The following is an 18,588-nucleotide window of genomic DNA, read 5'->3' on the forward strand; positions in this document are numbered from 1 at the left end:
TGGCGTGTCAAATAATGCGTTAGTGCGGAGAGGAAGGGCGATAGGCAGGGTACCTTATGAATAGGGTATTCGCATCGCCAAAGCTAGAAGGCTTGGACGATATGGGCGGATGCATACGGAAGTTGCGTCGGGCGACCTTCGAACCGCACTAACGTACTATTTGACCAAACCTCCGCACTAACGCGTTTTTTGACACTCTTCCCTTTCCGCACTAAGTCGGTTTTTGGCACCACCGCTCCAGCCCAAAACGGGTGGCGGAAAAGATGAAAGAAAATGTTGCTTGTCGTTTATAAATGATTAATACTGTGCGAAAATGAGCAGTAATGATGAGACGCATGGGCGCCCAGCGTGATCGCATCGAATACGTCAGGCTGAACCGCGTCGATGGGCGCTGCTGTGCCCAAGAGAAGGGAGGCCGGTCATGGCTATCAAGATCGAATCCGTATTGGATGAGGCATTTCGCCCTTACGGTCGTGTGTGGAGCGACGTTCCCCGGGCGTACCTGGTCGAGCTGGCTGACACGCTGGAGCACTCGACCCCCATGCCAGAGGGCCGCAGCTACTCCGCGAGCGACCCCGCCCTCGAGAACATGGCGTGCGCGCCCGCGCTTTCCGCCCTGTTCTTTGGCGGCCGCCCCGTCCAGCTTGGCTGGTGCAACGGCCACAACACCAAGCTCAACTGCCTCGAGTACCACCGTGCCAGCGAATTCAACTTTGGCTCGCGCGACTTCATCTTGCTGCTTGCCCGCGAGGAGCAGATTATCGACGGCGAGCTCGATACATCGCTGGTCTGCGCGTTCCGCGTCCCCGCGAACACGCTGATCGAGGTGTACGGCTCCACGCTTCACTACGCTCCTTGCCAGGCGAGCGTGGACGAGGGCTACAAGGTGCTGGTCGCCTTGCCGCAGGGCACAAACGGCCCCAAGCCCGCGCTGCCCCAGGGAGCCCAAGGCGGCGATGCTGCCATGCTGTGGGCCGCTGACAAGTGGCTTATCGTTCATGAGGAATCCGGCAAGGGCGAGCTTGGTGCGTGGGTCGGTTTGGTGGGCGAGAACATCGACATCGCGGACATCTTGGCGAGAGACGCCGGCGCTGGCGATGTCGCGGCCAGCTAGGCATAGCGACCCTCTCTCCCATTGCGCGCGCATCCGCACGCGGCGCAATGTCACGCGCGTGTTACGGATGCATGGAGCGAAAATACGATAACTTTACTGTGATAAAGTTAATGGACTGGTGCTTTGCCAGTCCATTTTTTATGCATCTACGTCGGCGCGAACACATGCGCGCCATTTGCTGAAAGGGGGTACCGATGACGGCGACGCCTTGGGGATTCAGAGACATTCTTCCGCAGGAGGCGCAGCTTCGCGAGGACATCGCGCTTACGGTGAAAGGCTGCTTGCGCGAGCATCATTATCTTCCGGTCGAGACGCCCCTGCTTGAGGACAAGCGCTCCCTGGAGCAGGCGGGCCGTATGGCGGACACCCCGTTCAAGCTTTTTGATGACGACGGCGGGCTGCTGGTGGTGCGCCCGGACAACACCCTGCCCATCGTTCGGCTGGTCTCGGCCCGCATGGCCTCCGGCGACTTGCCTCTGCGCCTGCGCTATGAGGCGCCGGTGGTTCGCGAGCAGCCGCGCCTTACCGGCGGATCGCGCCAGTTTACCCAGCTGGGCTATGAGCTTATCGGCGAGGGCGGCAGTAAAGCGGACGAGGAAATCGTGGGCCTCGCGCTCTCATCGCTCAAAGCACTTGGTTTGGACGATTGGCGCATCGTGTGCGGCAGCGTTCGTCCTTTCAAAGAGGTGCTCGCCCTTGCAAACGACGCCGCGCTTTCCCGCGACGCGCTCAAGCTGGTGCATGCCAACAACTTTATCGACCTGGATGACCGCGTTGCCGCAAGCGGCGTCTCGCCGTGCGTGGCGCGCGCCATGTGCGAGATCCCTCGCATCCACGGTGGCCTGGACGCGCTCGATCGCGTGGATGAGTTGCTGGCAGATGCCGGTGCGGACGAGTGCGCGACCACGGAGCTGCGTGCGCTCTACAAGGGCTTGCTGTCGCAAGCGGAGGACGGGGACGTCCTAGCAGGGCGCATCGCCTTCGACTTCTCGCTCATGAACTCCTTCGATTACTACACGGGCCTGGTGTTCAAGGCCTATGCCGGCGGCCTGCCGGACCCGGTTGGCTCCGGAGGTCGCTACGACTCCGTGCTCGACGGGGCATTTGGAGTCGCCACCCGCGTGCCCGCTGCAGGCTTCGCCTTCTCGCTGGAGCGCCTTGAGGGTGCAACCGGTTCCGCCCGCGCGGCAGACGGCGACTACGCGGTGGCGCGCGAAGCCGCCTCGCCCCTGCGAATCGCGGTTCCCAAGGGGTCGCTCAAGGACGGCACCGTAGAAGCGCTTGAGGCCGTGGGTCTGGACGTTTCCAATTTCCGCGACCCTGGCCGGCATCTCATCGTTTCCTCGCGCGACACGCGTCCCGGCGGCACCATCGGCGACGTCGAGCTGGTCATCGTCCGCCCAACCGATGCCCCCGCCTTCGTGGCGTGCGGCGGTGCGGACTGCGGCATCTGTGGACGAGATTCCCTTATCGAGGCCGATCTCAATCTTCTGCAGCTGGTCGATCTCAACTACGGCGCCTGCCGTTTCATCGAGGCGGAGCCCGCGGATCGCGCCGGCTTGGCCGAGCGGGCCTATGCGCGTCGTGGATCTTTGCGCGTGGCGACCAAGTACCCGCGCATCGCCGCCGCGTGGTATGAGAGCCGCGGGGTCAACGCGGAGATCGTGTCGCTGCACGGCAACATCGAGCTTGGGCCAATCGTTGGTATGACGGACCGCATTGTCGACATCACAGCGACGGGCACCACGCTGCGGGAGAACAATCTGGTGATTACGGGTGAGCTTATGGAGTGCACGGCGCGCTTCTTTGTGAACCCCGGGCGCGCGCGCCTGGATGCCCGCGTGCTCGAGTTGGCAGATCGCCTGGCTGCGTGGCGTCGCTCGCAGGCGTAGTCGCGCCGTTCGCGCCGCGTCGCCAAGTACCGCAGGTGCTTGCGCCAAAACAAGGCAACGAATCGTCCGCGTGCGGCATCGGTCGCCGCGGACGTTAGCAAAGGGGAATAGATATGAAGACCGTACAGCTGGGCGCCGGCGAGCGCCTCACCGTCCTCAACCTCAATCGCGAGGGCGCCGTGCCGCTCAAGATCACGCGCGCCGCGCAGGACATCATCGAGGGCGTGCGTGCGTCGGGCGACGAGGCCCTTCGCCGCTACTGCAAGGATTTCGACGGGGTTGAGGTGGATGAGTTCCGCCTGCCGCAGGAGCGCATCGACGCTGCGCTGGACAATATCGACCCGGCGTTTCTAGCCGCGCTTGAAAAGGCCGCAGAGCAGATTCGCGATTTCCACCAGCGCGAGGTCCAGCAGTCCTGGTTCACCACGCGCGCGGACGGCACCATGCTGGGCGTCAAGGTTACGCCGGTGCGCGCCGCGGGTATCTACGTGCCGGGCGGTCGCGCGCAGTACCCCTCGACCGTCCTCATGAACGCCATCCCGGCAAAGGTCGCGGGCGTCGAGCGCGTGGTCATGGTGACCCCGCCCCAGCGCGACGGCGGCATCTCGCCCTACACGCTGGCAGCGGCCAAGGTGGCGGGCGTGGACGAGGTCTATACCGTGGGCGGCGCGCAGGCCATCGCCGCGCTGGCATATGGCACGCAGTCCATTCCGCGCGTCGAGAAGATCACCGGCCCCGGCAACGCGTACGTGGCGGCTGCCAAGCGCCTGGTTTCGGGCGAAGTGGGCATCGACATGATCGCCGGCCCCTCCGAGGTGTGCGTGTTGGCGGACGCCTCTGCCAACCCCGCCGTGGTTGCGGCGGACCTTATGGCGCAGGCGGAGCACGATACACTGGCGGCTTGCTACTTGGTGACCTGCGATGCGCAGTTTGCCACCGAGGTAGAGCGTGCCGTAGAGGTGCTGGTCGCCCAGAGCCCACGTGAGGACATCACCCGTACGTCTTTGGATAACGAGGGCGTCATCGTGGTCGCCGCAGATATGGACGCCGCCGTCGACGCCGTCAACACCATCGCCCCGGAGCATCTTGAGCTGCACTGCGAAAACGCCATGGGCCTGCTGGGGTCCATCCGCAACGCGGGTGCCATCTTTGTGGGTGCATGGAGCTCCGAGCCGCTGGGCGACTACGTTGCCGGCCCCAACCACACGCTGCCCACCGGCGGCACCGCTATGTTCTCCAGCCCGCTTTCCGTGGACGATTTCGTGAAGCGCTCCAGCGTGATCTGCTATACCCCGCAGGGCCTTATGAACGACGCTCCCGCCACCCAGGCGATGGCGCGCCGCGAGGGACTGTGGGCTCACGCGTTGTCTGCGGGCCTGCGCCGTCGCGTGCTGCAGCAGGGCGAGGGCAGCGTGAGCACGGACGCGTTGCAAGGCGAGGACCTCACCGCGGTCGCCTGGCCGGATGACGAGGCTGCCGTGGTGATGCGGGGCGCCGCCTTGGACGCTGCTGCCCGCATGGATAAGGAGGCGTAGGTTCGCTATGGCAGAGCTTTCCGACCGCATGCGCGAACGCGTGCAGCCCCACTTGAGGGGTATCGAGCCCTATGACCCCAACTTCACGCCCACCAAAATCAACCTTTCGGTCAACGAGAACACCTACCCGCTGCCCTCCGGCGTGCGCGAGCGGGTGGACGCCGCGCTTGCCGCGACGCCGCTCAACCGCTATCCGGACCCCATGTCAAACAGCCTGCGCGATGAGCTGGCGCGTCGACACGGTGTGGCGCGCGAAAACATCTGCGTGGGCAACGGCGGCGACGAGCTGCTCTTCAACCTGCTCTTTGCGTTCGGAGGCTGCGGGCGCACCATGCTCACCTGCACCCCGGCGTTTTCCGAGTACCAGTTCTTTGCAGACCTCACCCAAACGTCTGTGCTGGATATTCCTCGCGATCCCGTGACGTTTGAGGTGGACGCCGCGCGCGTGCTCGCCGCCGCTCCGTCTTGCGACGTTGTGGTGCTGACCTCGCCCAACAACCCAACGGGCAATCTCATCGACCCCGCCCTCACCCGCGAGGTGTGTCGCGTGTGCCCTGGCGTGGTGTTGCTGGACGAGGCCTACATGGAGTTCGCCGATGCCTCCGCATCTGCCCTGGGGTTGTTGGATGAGTGCTCCAACCTTGTAGTCCTCCGCACGTTGTCCAAGGCATTCGGAGCCGCAGGCGTCCGTTGCGGGTACGTGGTCGCCGCGTCCGACATCATCGATGCGTTCGCTGCGATCCGCCAGATCTATTCCGTCAACGTGCTTACGCAGGCGGCGGCGTTGGAGATGGTTAAACAGCGCGAGCGGTTTTCGTCCACCGTTGCCACCATCTGCTTGGAGCGCGATCGCATGTACGCGGCGCTATCTGAAGATCCCCGCGTGACCGTATGGTCCAGCGCCGCCAACTTCTTGCTGGTCCGCATGGCAAACGCCTCCATGGTTCGCCGGCGCCTGCGCGATGAGTTCTCGATTCTTGTCCGAGATTTCAGCGCCGTCGCCGGACTCGAGGGGTGCCTGCGCATCACGGTGGGTACACCACAGGAGAACGACGCCGTGCTCGCGGCGCTTGATTCGCTGTTGCGAGAGGAGTAGCCATGACCATTTACAAGAAGCCCGTCGCCAATCTGGAGAAGCCGCGTGAGGCCTACGTGCACCGCACCACTGGTGAGACGGATATTTCCATCAAGCTCAACCTGGACGGAACCGGTGCCTGCGACATCGCTACCGGCGTGCCGTTCTTTGATCACATGCTCAACGCGTTTGCCCGCCATGGCCAGTTTGACCTTACCGTCAAGGCAACCGGCGACGTCAAGGTCGACGCGCACCATACCGTGGAAGACACCGGCATTGTGCTGGGACAGGCTTTTGCCCGCGCATTGCAGGACAAAGCGGGCATCACGCGCTTTGCCGACGTGTGCATTCCCATGGACGAGACCTTGGTGCAGGCCGCTGTGGACATTTCTGGCCGCGGCCAGGCATACTGCGATCTGCCCATCCCCACCCAGCGCGTGGGCTCGTTTGACACGGAGCTGGCGGTTGAGTTCTTTTATGCCTTTGCGCGCGACGCCGGCGTGACGCTGCACGTGCGCGAGCTTGCGGGCGAGAACTCCCATCACATTATCGAGGCTGCGTTCAAGGCGGCCGGCCGCGCCATGCGCTTTGCGTGCGAGCTCGACCCGCGCGTGGTGGGCATCCCTTCAACCAAGGGTTCGCTGTAGGAGGTACGCATGGACGCGCCTAGGATTGCGGTGGTCGATTACCACAAGGGAAACCTGTCGAGCGTGGTGCGCGGGCTTGCCCGTGCGGGCGCCGCCGCGTATGCGACGGATAATCCGGATGAGATCCGCTCTGCAGAAGGCCTGGTTTTGCCCGGTGTTGGCTCGTTTTACGATGCGATTGCATATATGAGCGAGTCCGGACAGGATCGCGCGGTGACGGATGCCGTTGCCAACGGCGCGCCCTTTTTGGGCATTTGCCTGGGGCAGCAGCTGTTATTTGAGCGTGGGGACGAGGGCGTTCCCGTGGCGGGCGACAACGAGGTCTCGGACGGCGGCGCCGTTGCCGTGCCATGTTCCGACGACCCAGGCTGGCGCGGCGACGGCTTGGCCCCCGGCACCGTGTTCGAGGCGGCGGGCAGACGCTGGGTGCGCGGCTTGGGTTTAATCGCGGGTTCGTGCACAAGGCTGGACGGTTCGCGCCTCAAGGTGCCTCACGTTGGTTGGGACCAGATTCACCTGGTGGGCGCCGGCGCGTCGGGATCGGCCTGTCCTCTGTTCGACGATGTGGCGGAGGGCGCCAATGTGTACTTTACGCACAGCTACGCGGCGGACCAAGATGCCGATCCCGCTGCGGTCGCCGCCCGCACGCATTACACGCGCAGCTTTGCTAGCGCAATTTGGAAGGGCCGCGTGTTTGGGTGCCAATTCCACCCGGAGAAATCGTCCGCACACGGGCTACAGGTTTTGCGCAACTTCGCAAGCATTGTCGCCGCTGCGCGCGACGGCGATTCTTATATGGTTGCCGGTCGCGTTATGCAGGGGTTCGTAACACGCCAGACGGGCGATGGGGGTGAGGTAGCATGATTGTCTTCCCTGCGATCGATCTTATCGCGGGCCAGGTGGTCCGCCTTGAGCGCGGAGACCGCGCGCACATGAAGGTGTACTCGTCCAATCCAGTCGCGGTGGCCGAGCACTTTAAGGAGCAGGGTGCCGCGTGGCTTCACGTGGTGGATCTTTCTGCCGCATTGGAAGAGGACGAGGAAGCGCGCGAGGCAAATGACCGCGCTATCGAGGCGTTGTGCCATGTGCCCGGCCTCTCGATCGACGTGGGCGGCGGCGTTCGCTCGCTGGCGCGCATCGACCAGCTTGCAGCGTACGGCGCCAAGCGCATCGCTCTGGGCACCGTGCTGGTGCGCGAACCTGGTTTTGCGGAGGTGGCGGCTCGTGGTTTTGGCGAGCTTTTGGTTGCTGACGTTGCGGCGCGTGACGGCCAGGTAAAGGTGAACGGTTGGCGTGAAGGCGTTGGCCGTAGCGCTGAAGACGTGGTGGGCGAGCTGGCGGGCTTGGGCTTTAGGCACCTGGTGTTTACCGATATCGCACGCGACGGCATGCAGACGGGCATCGATGTGGATGTCTATCGCCGTATCGCCGCGTGCGCCGGATTTCCCGTGGTGGCATCCGGTGGCATTTCCACGCTGGACGATATCAGGGCGCTCGCCGCCGCCGGCGACAACGTGGTGGAGGGCTGCATCACCGGGCGCGCCCTGTACGAGGGCAACTTCACGCTGACGGAGGCCCTTGCCGCCGCAGGCGACGCTGCAAGCGCGAGCGCTCCGGCGGCAGCGGCTGGTGACAACGCGGATTCCTCGTCCACGAAAGGCGGGTGCGTATGCTGACCAAGCGCGTGATTCCGTGCCTGGATGTTAAAGACGGGCGCGTGGTAAAGGGCATCAACTTCGTATCGCTGCGCGATGCGGGCGACCCCGTTGAGCTTGCGAGCGCGTATGATCGCGAGGGTGCGGACGAGGTCATCTTTTTGGATATCACCGCGACTAGCGACAACCGCTCGACCACCATCGATATGGCGTCGCGTGCGGCGGGCGAACTCGCCATTCCCTACACGGTGGGCGGCGGTTTTAGGGACCTTGCGGGCATGCGGCGCATGGTGGCTGCCGGCGCGGACAAGGTGTCGCTCAATTCGGCGGCGGTGAAAAATCCCCAGCTCATCACCCAAGGTGCGGCGGCGTTTGGCAGCCAGGCGGTTATCTGCGCCATCGACGCCAAGCGCGTGGGGGAGCCGGGACGTCCCGGGGCCGACAAATGGGAGGTTTACGTAGCGGGCGGTCGTACACCCACGGGGCTCGACGCGGTGGAGTGGGCCTGCGAGGCGGCGCGCCGCGGCGCGGGCGAGATCTTGCTGACCAGCATGGACCGCGACGGTACCAAGGCGGGCTTTGATCTGGCGCTAACCCGCGCGGTTGCGCGCGCCGTGCCCGTTCCCGTGATCGCGTCGGGCGGCGTGGGCGAGCTTGAGCACTTTGCCCAGGGCATTATCGAGGGTGAGGCGGACGCGGTGCTGGCTGCGAGCGTATTTCACTTTGGCACGTTTAGTATTCGCCAGGTCAAGGAGTACATGGCTGCCCAGGGAATCCCCGTTCGGCTGGATTTCTAACGTGCGGGGGCGCTGGTCGTGCGCGGCATGCGTTGGGGCGGTGCGTGATGCCTGCCGTGCGCGCGGTGCTCGCCGGGGCGTGCGGCATTCGGGGGTGCGTATCGCGCGAGAGAAAGGAGACGACATGAAGGTCGAGGATTTGAAGTTTGACGCGCAAGGGCTGATCCCGTGCGTGGTTCAGCAATATGATACGGGCGAGGTTCTTATGGTCGCCTGGATGAATGCTGAATCCGTGGCGCTTACGCTTGAGACCGGGACCACATGGTTTTGGAGCCGCTCTCGCCAAGAGCTGTGGAACAAGGGTGCTACCAGCGGCAACATGCAGCAGCTGCGCGAGCTGTTGGTGGATTGCGACGCCGACACCCTGTTGGCGCGCGTCGACTCGCCTGGTCCTGCGTGCCATACCGGCAACCGCACCTGCTTTTTTAGGGCGTTTGATAACGAGGATTAGCGCGGCGCGATTGCGACGGCGACGCATGGTGATGAAAAGGGAGGAGCCGGCATGGGAGTGCGCACAGCTAACGTACAGGACGGAAACATAGGGCAGACCATGGAGGGCCTGGCCGCGACAATACATGGTCGCCGCGAGGCTTCGCCCGAGGCCAGCTATACCGCCAAGCTGCTGCAGGGCGAGGAGGACAGCCTTCTGAAAAAGGTAATAGAGGAGGCGGGCGAGGTGGTCATGGCCTGCAAGGACAACGACCACGATCACATTCGCTACGAGGCAGGCGACCTGGTTTACCATCTTCTGGTGGTTCTTGAGCGCTACGGCGTTACCATCGACGAGCTGGCGGGAGAGCTGAACGCTCGCATGAAGTAGGGCGACGGCGCCCTGCTGCACCTATTGGGACCGGTAGCGCGTTCCTGTGGAGCGGTGAGCGGGCGAGCGGCGGGCGGGCGAGCGGCGGGCGGCGAGGGCGTTCCCGCGCTGTGTCAAATAACGTGTTAGTGCGGAGGTTTGGTCAAATAGTGCGTTAGTGCGGTCTGGAGAAGGTTCAGCGGGCATTTCTTATGCATCGGGCGTACTCGTCCAAGCCATCTAGCTCGGATGATGCGAACTCCCTATTCATAAGGTGCCCTTGCTATACCTCATCCGTACCGCACTAACGCATTATTTGGTCCGGCGAACACTTGTCCCCTCTGGGTCGCAGCAGGGGGGCTGGGGCGAGCCGACGCCGCCCCGCCCTGCCCCGGCGCGGGGAGATAGCGAGCCCGCTCTCAGGCTTGCGCCCCTCCTCATTCATCTCTACTCACTTCACAAGCGACTCGAGCACTTCGATAAACATCCTCATGTGCGGCGCGATCCACTTGCCCGTATGGTGGATCAGCTGGGTTTCCATCTCCACAGGTGCCAGCTGCGTTGTCACTTCGATCAGGCTTCCCCGTTCCAGTTCGCGCTGGGCGGAAAAGCGGGGTACAAACGTTGCTCCAACGCCGCGTTCGGCCAAGTGAACCAGGGTCTCGGTATTGCCTGCTTCGATTAGCGGATCTATATGCAGATCAAGCTCGCTCAGCGCGCGGTCAAGTTCAAGGCGATAGCTTTCGCCCCGCTCGGTCAAAACAAACGGCAGCTCGCATAAGGAGGCCGCATTCAGGGGCCGACCGGCAGGGGCGCCCTCGTTAACGCTCTCGAGCAGTGCGGGCGACGCTACAAACACCACCTGCTCGCGCCTTAGCGCGCGGGTCACCAGGCCGGATTGGTGCACGTGCCCCTCCATCGTGAGTAACAAGTCGATGGTGTTGTTCCGCAGTCCCTCGATCATGCGGCCGCGCTGCGCCGTGGTCACAATCACCTGGACGCGCGGGCAGGTTGAGTGGAAGTGGACGAGGACTTCTGGAAGAATCGCCGTCGCCACGGACTCCACGCTGCCCAACCGCAGAACGCCCGCGATGTCTTGGGGAGCGGCTTGGGCGGAGGCGACGGAGGCCCTGGCGGCCCGCGCGGCGCCTGCTATTTCGTTAGCGTGAAAAGCAAAGGCTCGGCCCTGCTCGGTGAGTGCGGCGCCTCGCGGCACGCGGTCAAACAGGCGCGCGCCAAGCTCGTGCTCTAACTGTTTGATCTGCACGGTCACGGCGGACTGCGAATATCCCAGTTTCTCGGCAGCTTTGGAGAAGGTGCCTTGCTCAACAATGGCGAGAAAGGTCTCAATTTCACGCAGCTCCATCAATTGCCTCCTCGATTGCGGCTATAGCGGCGCGGGAACGTGCTTGCACGCGGGATTCATTGCTCGAAATAAATAGGCTCTTACCTGTAAGTATAAATAATATTAAACACACAATGAAATAGTTGAATTATACATATGGCAACAGAGCTGCGAACATGTGGCCAGTCACTTCAGTCATCGCGCTTCAAGAGCGTCTTCACAGGGAAGGAAAAATGCCATGTACGCAAAGGGGTCCACGCAAGAAGCCGACGTCGAGCTCGCGGCGGTGCGCTTTGTCTGCGAGCTGTTCTCGCGAAACCGCCATCTTTCCGAAGGGCCAATCGCCGTCGAAGCCGCGCCCGAGCAGCTTCAGGCTATAGCGGACCAGGGCATTCCCGCTCAGGGCCGCCCCTTGGACGAGGTGGTTGCCGAGATGCAGGAGAACATCATCGGCTACGGCTACAACATCGACCACGCTCGCTTCATGGGCTTTGTTCCCGGTCCCGTCAACGCGCTGTCTTGGTTGGGCGACATGATGGCCTCTGGCTATAACCGCCATGCCGGCAGCTTTGCAAACTACCCGGCGGGCTGTGTTGCCGAGCACGAGCTGCTGCGCTGGTTTTGCGACAAGGCTGGATTTCCCCAGACGGCGGGCGGTGTCTTTGTATCCGGCGGTTCCATGGCGAACATGACGGCGCTCATCGCGGCCCGTGACGCAAAGTTGGACGAGGAAGACTGGTGCCGCGGCGTCGCCTACGTTTCAGAGCAAACGCATAGCTCTGTGGCGAAGGGCCTGCATATGGTAGGCGTGGCACCCGGCCGTATTCGCACCATCCCCTGCCATGATGACTTCACCATGGACCTGGACGCCCTAGAGCGGGCGATTTGCGTGGACGAGCAAGCCGGTCTCAAGCCGTTTGTGATCATCGCGACCGCCGGTAGCACCAACACCGGAGCGGTGGGACCGCTGCCCCAAATTGCGGATATCGCCCAGGCACATAACCTGTGGATGCACGTGGACGGCGCCATTGGCGCATCCGTTCTGCTGACGCGCTACCGCGACATGTTGCATGGAATCGAGCGGGCCGATTCTCTTAGCTGGGATGCGCACAAGTGGCTGTTCCAAACGTATTCCTGCGGCATGGTGCTGGTACGCGATGAGCGCACCCTGCTCAACAGCTTTAGCACGCATCCGGAATACCTCAAAGATCTGGAGGAGTCCGCGCAGATCACCAATCCATGGGATATGGGCCCGGAGCTCACGCGCCCCGCGCGTGGTCTCAAGCTGTGGTTCACCCTGCAGGTCATGGGGTCGGACGCGCTGTCCGCCGCCGTTGAACATGGTTTCGATCTTGCTCGCTGGGCGCAGGATGAGCTTGAAAAGAACCCCATGGTGCAGATCGTCTCGCCCGCGCAGATGGCGATGCTCAACTTCCGCTACAGTCCGGAAGGCTTGAGCGAAGAGCAAAAAGACGTGCTCAACGCGCGCGTCTCGCATCGCATCGTAGAGAGCGGCGATGCGGGCGTGTTCACTACCGAGCTCAAGGGGATGAAGGTGCTGCGCATTTGCTGCATCCACCCGGAGACTACCGAGCAGGTTATGCGCGAGACCGTCCAGCGGCTCAACGAGTGCTGCGAGGTGGAGCTGGAAGCCCTGCGTGCCGAGATGGATGCCGAGTAGCGCGTAGGGCGGTCCGCTGGGCATCCAGATGAGTGGTCCTCGAAGCGTTTACTCGTCCAAAGAGAAGGTTTCCCAATCGCCGTCTGCATGGGGCGCATCGAAGGAGCGATAGCCGCATGAGTACGCATATGCCTGCGCATCGCGAATGCCCCAGCAGATGTCGCGGGCGCGGTGCGAGTCCGAGCCAAGCGCGACGGGAACGCCGGCGCGCGCGAAGCGCTCAAGCAGGCTGCGGGTGGGGTAGTAATCGTCCACGGTCTTACGCAATCCGGCGGTCGATACCTCGATGCGCCTGCCTGTGTCGCGCGCGCAGGCGACCATTTGGTCCCACAGCGGGGTGAGGTCGCGAGTGGGGGCGAGGCCCTCGTTGGCAAAGCGCATGGCGAGGTCCGGGTGAGCCATGATGTCAAAGGCGAGGGAGCTCTCGCAAGCGCGGCACCATGCGTCCGCGTAGCGACGCCAAACCTCATCCGCGCCCAGGTTGATCCAAACGTGCAGGTCGCTGCCATCGTCAATCCAGCCGTTGTCAGAGGCGGGCGAATCTGCGCGGGTAACGTTTCTTGACCCGGCCTCGCCGGCGGCAAGGCGAATGTCGCCGGCTTCTCCAATCCAGTGGACGCTGCCCAGGCGCACAACGGCGCCGGCGCTCCAGCGGCCTACGTTTTCCTCGCAGCCGGGATACCAGTCGCATTCAAAACCGTAGACAACCTCAAGGTTGGGGGCGATCCGAGCTGCGAGGCCGCGCGCTGATTCAAAGGCGGCGCGGTGTGCCGGTAGGTCTGCAAGCGTTACTTGGACCTCGCCGGCGGGATCCATGCTGGCGGGCAGGGTGAGGTGGTCGGTGGATACCATGATTCGGCAGCCCGCAGCGGCAGCGGCGCGGATGTTCTCCTCAAACGTGGGCTCGCCGTCAGAGAAGCGCGTGTGGGTGTGGCAGTCGACGATGGGCCGGACGGCTGCCGAGGCGTTTGGGGCGGCGACCGGGGCGATAGGCGAATGTGCTGGCGACATTGCTCCTCCTCTGCGGGGTATGCGTATGGGCAATTGTGGCATGTCTGGCTGGTTTTCGCGCGTGCTCCGCTCTTGCTTGACGCGAATTTAACGCCGCCTTTTTGGATGGATAACGGCAGGGTGACCGCTGGGCACCCCCGGCTTCTCTAAATGGCCGCGAGCCCGTGGCGACCCATGCGTCCGCGTGCTAGAATCGCGGCAATGTAAACGCTACCAACAAGGAGTCGACATGACCGCTCTCTTTATCGAATATCCCAAGTGCACCACGTGCAAGAAAGCTAAGAAATGGTTGGACGAGCATGGGGTTGAGTACATCGATCGCCATATTGTGGAGGATAACCCCACGGCTGAAGAGCTTGCTGCCTGGCAGCAGCGCTCCGGACTGCCGCTCCGTCGCTTCTTCAATACCAGCGGCATGAAGTACCGCGAGCTGGGCATCAAGGCCAAGCTGGATGCGGGCATGTCGGATGAGGAGGCCTTCGCCCTGCTGGCGACCGACGGCATGCTGGTGAAGCGCCCCATCGTGGTTACGGACGGTGCGGTCTTGGTGGGCTTCAAAGAGGCCGCTTGGGAGGAGGCCCTGCTGTAGCATCGGTGGACGGATTTGGCCTCGGCGCCGATAGGGATGGCTATTTGCCCAGCATGTGGCGGATGGCGGCGATGGGGTGATGGTAGAGCATGCGCGGGCCCGCATAGCGCATGACATCGCGAATGCGCTGTTGCATCTGCGGGCTATAGCAATGGTGCTCGCATTTGTTGCAAGACGTTTTTGTCTCCATCTTGCGGCATCGTTGGGTGCGCGCCACCGCAAAGCGATCAAGCTCGGCGCAGTCTGGGCATATGGCGCCGCCGCAGTGGGCGGTCTTGGTGCGGGACGCTGCCGGATGGTGCCCGGCGCAATAGATGGCGACCATCTGCGAGACAACGAGTTTTTCACGCTTGCGCCTTGCTGCGATGCGCGGGGTATCTTCCATGGGGCCTCCAAGCCGATGGCGCTCGGCTTTTCCCAAGCGCCTGAAAAGCGTATAAGTAAGTCTCGGTTTACTATAGCATCGTCCAGAATATTTGCCGTGTCGATTGATTGGCGCCGTGTCGCTTCGCGCATCATCGTGGCGAATACGGGCCCCGCATCAAAAAAGAGCGCCCGCAGCGAATTGGATGTCGCTGCGGGCGCTCTTTGCCTGTACGGTGCCGAATGGTTCTAGAAAGGGCCCTAGAAGGTGACGCCCAGGACCAGCGTGGTGAACAGGGCTGCTGCGATCGCGCCAACAAAGGGGGCGATGCCGGGGACCAGCAGGCCGTACTTCCAGTTGTTGTCGGTCTTGTTGGCAATGGGGAGGATCTGATAGGCGATGCGGGGGCCAAGGTCACGTGCCTGGTTCATGGCAAAGCCGGTGACGCCGCCCAAGCCCATGCCTACCGCCCAGACCAAAAGACCCACGCCAATGCCCAGCATCATGGTGTTTTCGCCCACGTTCGCGGCGATGCAGAGGATGCCGGTGAGGAAGACAAACGTGTCGAATGCCTCGATCGCAAAATTGCGCGGCAGGTTGTATGACTCCGTGGTGGGGTTGGTGGAGAAGATGTTGCGTATGGCTACGGGATCGACCTCAAACTCGGATGCCTTGAAGTCGTCGGCGTAGATGAACCACGCCATGCAGGCGCCGGCGATGCCACCGAGCATCTCGGCGATGACGTAAGGGACCAGACTGCTCCAAGGGACAAGGCCCACAATGCTTTGGCACAGGGCCATAGCCGGGTTCATGCATACGCCTCCAAAGATAAAGAGGCAAACGGAGATGCCAAACGACCAGGTGGTGATGGCAAACATATGACCTGATCCGCGGTATTTGCTGCCTTTGAGGGTTTCGTCGCAATGGACGCCGACGCCAAAGACAATCATCAGGGCGGTTGAGGCGAATTCGGCAAAAAGATGTTCAAACATAAGGATCCTATCTTGATGAAGCGAAAAAGAAGGTGGGATGAAAGCGCACGGGGACAGCTGCATATGACTGCCATCCCCTTTCTGCTTCGCATCCTTTTTAGCCCCCATTTCCCGAGCCCCATTTCCGTGTGGCTGCTCACAGACGTTGCTCGTTGTCTGCTCCCGCGACCGTTTATCCGCGGCTGTTTTCATGAGAACGCCATTTGGACGTTTTTCAGCCTTTCGAAACCGCGCAAAAACGTCCAAAAGGCGTTCTCACCAGTTTTGAACGCGAGGGAAATCGACCACGGCTGCCAGATTGTCACTTGGACGCGACGGCGCACCGTTCGGCTAAGGGAAAGGGTGCTTGCGGGAAGGGGCGCGAGGGGAAGATGGGGCTGCAGCGCGCTAGCGAGTGACGACAACCCCCAGTCCGTCGGGGATGATCGCGAACTTTGCATCCGCTCCCTTGAGGTCTCTGGCGATGGCGATCGCTTCGTTCACGGTGCTGGCGGGGGTCATATGCATGGCGCGGATCATGTCATGGTCGCAAAGGTCGGTGACCAAGATGACGGGATGATGGGCCAGGATGCGGGCGAAGATCTGCGCGGTCCACTGGTCGGCGAGCGTGTCGCTTTTGGCACGGGTGATGCAGGACTTCTCAAACTCCGCGGGGTCATTCTCGGCGATGTTGTGATAAAAGCCCTCGCCACCGTGGCCATCGCTACAGCCGGCGATAGAGATGATGACGCCGCCCTCGTCCAGCGTTGCCTCCGCCGCGGTCATGCCCTTGACAGCCTGGTAGATGTTTTGGTCAAGGGGGTACCCACCGTTGGTGGTGATGGCGACATCGCAGGGTACGGCCTTGACGCCTGCCAGCTCCCTCACAAAGGAGCAGCCTGCCTCGTGCGCGTCGTGGATATCGCCCGCAAACGCTCCAATGACCTCATGGTCGCCGTTGAGCACTACGTTGAGGATGAATCTCAGGCCCGCCATCTCGGCCGCGGCCATCATGTCCTCGTGGACCTGGTTGCCGGCCAAGACGCCGGCGCGGGAGTGGGAATCGTGGATAAACTGACCGTTGTGGTTGTACATGATGGTCTTGTATGAGGCGATGCCGGGGAGTACCGATTTGCGCGAACCGGAGAAGCCGGCGAAGAAGTGCGGCTCGATAAAGCCCTCTGCAAGAAGCAGGTCGGCCTGGGCTGCGATGCGGTTGATGATGCAGGAGCCGCCCGAGGGAAGGGTGCCGATATGGATCATGGCGTCGTCATCGGTGGCGACGTGCATCACAATCTCCTCGTTCGCCACTATCTCCTCGCCGTATTTATCGACTAGCTCTTTGTGGGTGGAAGGGCGATGCATGCCGGTTGCGACCAGGATGCGCACGCGAGCCTGCGGGGCGGCGGCGTGGATGCGGCGCAGCAGAATGGGCATGGTGACCTTTGAGGGGACGGGGCGGGTGTGGTCGGAGCTGATGATCACGATGTCGTGCTTGTTTTGGCAGAGCTCCTCAAGCGTGGGAGACGAATACGGGTTGTCGAGGGCCCGCTCGATAAGCTGCTCCTGGGTGCCCTTGGCCTTGAATTCTCCTTGGTGCCCCTCGAGCACTCCGGCGATGCACTCTTCTGGTAGGCTGATGCGCAGCTTTGTGCGATCGTATGGCACGTCGATGTCAAACATTGCCATCCCTTTCTGTCATATACCTTCGTTGGCGTTGAAGCCGGGGTAACTATGGGGGTTTGGGAAGGCGCGCGTTGTGCCCAATGTAGTTAACAAATGTCAACCCACTGCTTCGCTGGGTGTGTACAGTGTTCGAGTCAAACAGAGCTGAAAGGGGCGGCGCATGGCGGAGGAGTCTAGATATCTCGTTGACTATCTGAGGAAAAAGGGGTTTGCCCAGACGCGTAAGCTAAGGCACGAATATCTCTCCTACTATGGACTCGACCAGGAATATGTCTACGTTTTGGTCTCTGGTGTGGTGAAGACAAGCGTCACGCTAAGAGAGGGAAGCGAATTCAATATCTTCTACATCAAAGGGCCCAGCCCGGTTTCGCTGCTGCGCGATGAGGTGAGCAATCACGCCAAGGCCCCGTTTACCGTGCGGGTGGAATCCGATGAGGCGCTCTACATGAGGATTCCTCGCGTTGCGTTTTGGGATTATGTGAACGAGGATCCCTTGCTGCTGGGTTGCGTGAAGGATTACTACCGGTCGAGCTTGGAAGAGACCCTGTACCGCATGAGGTACCTCACCATGAACGGTAAAGTTGGCGCGGTTGGTGGATTTCTCTACGACCTGAACGAGCGGTTTGGCGACCCGTGCGAGGGTGGAAGCCTGATAACCCTGGACATCACCAACGAGGACATCGCCCAGTTCTGCGGCATCTCGTCTAGAAGTAGCGTCAACCGTATTTTACGGGGGTTCCGCGAAAAGGGGATCATATCTACTCGCGATCGCGGAACCCGCATTGTGGTCCACGATAAAGAGCGGCTTGAGCGCTACGTGATGGGCTAGCGCCCGGGTTGGTAGCGCCGCCGTTCGTCGAGCACGTTGCTGCCGTTGGTCGGTTTGACGCGCGGAGCGCACGCCCAAGCGGGCACTTGCGGGGTGCAAGGGCGTGCGCGGCAGGTACAATACCCTCGTCCAAAAACTACCAACCAACCGTGCGAAAGAGAAGACGCCTATGTCCGCAATGCAAAAGTTGCTCAAGATCACCAGCATCGTCATGCTTGTTTTGGGTGGCCTGTTCATCCCCCTCACCGTGATGAACTTTATCCACGCAGAGACGTTCCCCGGCATCATCATCGCGGTGCTCACCGCCCTGACAGCGCTATTCGATATTCTGCTGGGCTTTTTGGGGTCGACCGCGGCCAACGTGCCCAGCCGCGTGACCGGCCTTTTACCCATCATCGTTATGGCTCTGATCGTTAACGCGGCCTCTGTCCTCTACATCATGCTTATGGAGGGGCTATGGGTGCCCACACTGGTCAACGCGACCGTCAACCTGGTGTATTCCTTTGCGGCGCACCGGGTCAACAAAGAGGCCCTGCGCTAGGGCCTTAAACGTTTGATGGCTGGGTTTTCAAGGCGGGCGGGCATCCAAAGGGGTGCG

The 18,588-nt window shown here is 62.2% G+C and carries 19 protein-coding genes; 14 read left to right on the top strand and 5 right to left on the bottom strand.

What is annotated here, in order from left to right:
* The first annotated feature begins 421 nt into the window (after positions 1-421).
* The 10 genes from B3H65_RS05120 to hisE all read left to right on the top strand — a co-directional run bounded on the left by B3H65_RS05120 (position 422) and on the right by hisE (position 9,535).
* Positions 422-1,114: a DUF4867 family protein gene (locus B3H65_RS05120; RefSeq protein ID WP_286684394.1), complete on the top strand. Its 693-nt coding sequence runs from the start codon at positions 422-424 to the stop codon at positions 1,112-1,114.
* Positions 1,115-1,308: 194 nt separating this feature from the next.
* A complete protein-coding gene (hisG, locus tag B3H65_RS05125) occupies positions 1,309-3,006 on the top strand; it encodes an ATP phosphoribosyltransferase (RefSeq protein WP_286684395.1) in 1,698 nt (565 codons plus the stop codon).
* A gap of 113 nt (positions 3,007-3,119) precedes the next feature.
* Positions 3,120-4,541: a histidinol dehydrogenase gene (gene hisD / locus B3H65_RS05130; RefSeq protein ID WP_286684396.1), complete on the top strand. Its 1,422-nt coding sequence runs from the start codon at positions 3,120-3,122 to the stop codon at positions 4,539-4,541.
* 7 nt (positions 4,542-4,548) lie between these two features.
* Positions 4,549-5,637 (top strand): histidinol-phosphate transaminase, encoded by a 1,089-nt coding sequence (gene hisC, locus B3H65_RS05135; protein ID WP_286684397.1) that lies wholly within the window; start codon positions 4,549-4,551, stop codon positions 5,635-5,637.
* Positions 5,638-5,639: 2 nt separating this feature from the next.
* On the top strand, positions 5,640-6,263 hold the full coding sequence (gene hisB, locus B3H65_RS05140; protein ID WP_009141039.1) for an imidazoleglycerol-phosphate dehydratase HisB: 624 nt from the start codon (positions 5,640-5,642) through the stop codon (positions 6,261-6,263).
* A gap of 9 nt (positions 6,264-6,272) precedes the next feature.
* On the top strand, positions 6,273-7,127 hold the full coding sequence (locus tag B3H65_RS05145) for an imidazole glycerol phosphate synthase subunit HisH (protein WP_286684398.1): 855 nt from the start codon (positions 6,273-6,275) through the stop codon (positions 7,125-7,127).
* Positions 7,124-7,939 carry a HisA/HisF-related TIM barrel protein gene (locus B3H65_RS05150; protein ID WP_286684399.1) on the top strand — a complete coding sequence of 272 codons (816 nt, stop codon included), beginning with the start codon at positions 7,124-7,126 and terminating at the stop codon, positions 7,937-7,939. Before B3H65_RS05145 ends, B3H65_RS05150 begins: the two co-directional genes overlap by 4 nt.
* Positions 7,933-8,715, top strand: coding sequence for an imidazole glycerol phosphate synthase subunit HisF (gene hisF / locus B3H65_RS05155; RefSeq protein WP_281694704.1), 783 nt, complete (start codon positions 7,933-7,935; stop codon positions 8,713-8,715). The genes B3H65_RS05150 and hisF overlap by 7 nt, the downstream gene beginning before the upstream one ends.
* 124 nt (positions 8,716-8,839) lie before the next feature.
* Complete coding sequence (gene hisI / locus B3H65_RS05160; protein ID WP_286684400.1) at positions 8,840-9,166, top strand: phosphoribosyl-AMP cyclohydrolase; 327 nt, start codon at positions 8,840-8,842, stop codon at positions 9,164-9,166.
* Positions 9,167-9,217: 51 nt separating this feature from the next.
* Positions 9,218-9,535 carry a phosphoribosyl-ATP diphosphatase gene (hisE, locus tag B3H65_RS05165; RefSeq protein ID WP_117679128.1) on the top strand — a complete coding sequence of 106 codons (318 nt, stop codon included), beginning with the start codon at positions 9,218-9,220 and terminating at the stop codon, positions 9,533-9,535.
* A gap of 430 nt (positions 9,536-9,965) precedes the next feature.
* On the opposite strand, the gene B3H65_RS05170 is transcribed toward hisE, so the two are convergent.
* Positions 9,966-10,880: a LysR family transcriptional regulator gene (locus B3H65_RS05170; RefSeq protein WP_286684401.1), complete on the bottom strand. Its 915-nt coding sequence runs from the start codon at positions 10,878-10,880 to the stop codon at positions 9,966-9,968.
* Positions 10,881-11,097: 217 nt separating this feature from the next.
* Here B3H65_RS05170 and B3H65_RS05175 point away from each other — a divergent pair, with 217 nt between their 5' ends.
* Positions 11,098-12,540: a pyridoxal phosphate-dependent decarboxylase family protein gene (locus B3H65_RS05175; protein ID WP_286684402.1), complete on the top strand. Its 1,443-nt coding sequence runs from the start codon at positions 11,098-11,100 to the stop codon at positions 12,538-12,540.
* A gap of 48 nt (positions 12,541-12,588) precedes the next feature.
* On the opposite strand, the gene B3H65_RS05180 is transcribed toward B3H65_RS05175, so the two are convergent.
* Complete coding sequence (locus tag B3H65_RS05180) at positions 12,589-13,551, bottom strand: PHP domain-containing protein (protein WP_286684403.1); 963 nt, start codon at positions 13,549-13,551, stop codon at positions 12,589-12,591.
* 229 nt (positions 13,552-13,780) lie between these two features.
* Between B3H65_RS05180 and B3H65_RS05185 the strand changes: the two genes are divergently transcribed.
* Complete coding sequence (locus B3H65_RS05185; RefSeq protein WP_117679132.1) at positions 13,781-14,140, top strand: arsenate reductase family protein; 360 nt, start codon at positions 13,781-13,783, stop codon at positions 14,138-14,140.
* Positions 14,141-14,180: 40 nt separating this feature from the next.
* On the opposite strand, the gene B3H65_RS05190 is transcribed toward B3H65_RS05185, so the two are convergent.
* The 3 genes from B3H65_RS05190 to larA form a co-directional block, all read right to left on the bottom strand.
* Positions 14,181-14,525 carry a nitrous oxide-stimulated promoter family protein gene (locus B3H65_RS05190; RefSeq protein ID WP_009141029.1) on the bottom strand — a complete coding sequence of 115 codons (345 nt, stop codon included), beginning with the start codon at positions 14,523-14,525 and terminating at the stop codon, positions 14,181-14,183.
* 239 nt (positions 14,526-14,764) lie between these two features.
* A complete protein-coding gene (gene larD / locus B3H65_RS05195; protein ID WP_117679134.1) occupies positions 14,765-15,496 on the bottom strand; it encodes a D/L-lactic acid transporter LarD in 732 nt (243 codons plus the stop codon).
* 387 nt (positions 15,497-15,883) lie between these two features.
* Positions 15,884-17,158, bottom strand: coding sequence for a nickel-dependent lactate racemase (gene larA / locus B3H65_RS05200; protein ID WP_286684404.1), 1,275 nt, complete (start codon positions 17,156-17,158; stop codon positions 15,884-15,886).
* A 163-nt stretch (positions 17,159-17,321) separates the two neighbouring features.
* Between larA and B3H65_RS05205 the strand changes: the two genes are divergently transcribed.
* Positions 17,322-17,990 (top strand): Crp/Fnr family transcriptional regulator, encoded by a 669-nt coding sequence (locus tag B3H65_RS05205; protein ID WP_286684405.1) that lies wholly within the window; start codon positions 17,322-17,324, stop codon positions 17,988-17,990.
* Between the two features lie 169 nt (positions 17,991-18,159).
* On the top strand, positions 18,160-18,531 hold the full coding sequence (locus B3H65_RS05210; RefSeq protein WP_009141025.1) for a hypothetical protein: 372 nt from the start codon (positions 18,160-18,162) through the stop codon (positions 18,529-18,531).
* Positions 18,532-18,588 lie beyond the last annotated feature (57 nt).

The organism is Collinsella sp. UBA1693 (assembly GCF_002320115.1).
Classification (GTDB): domain Bacteria; phylum Actinomycetota; class Coriobacteriia; order Coriobacteriales; family Coriobacteriaceae; genus Collinsella; species Collinsella tanakaei.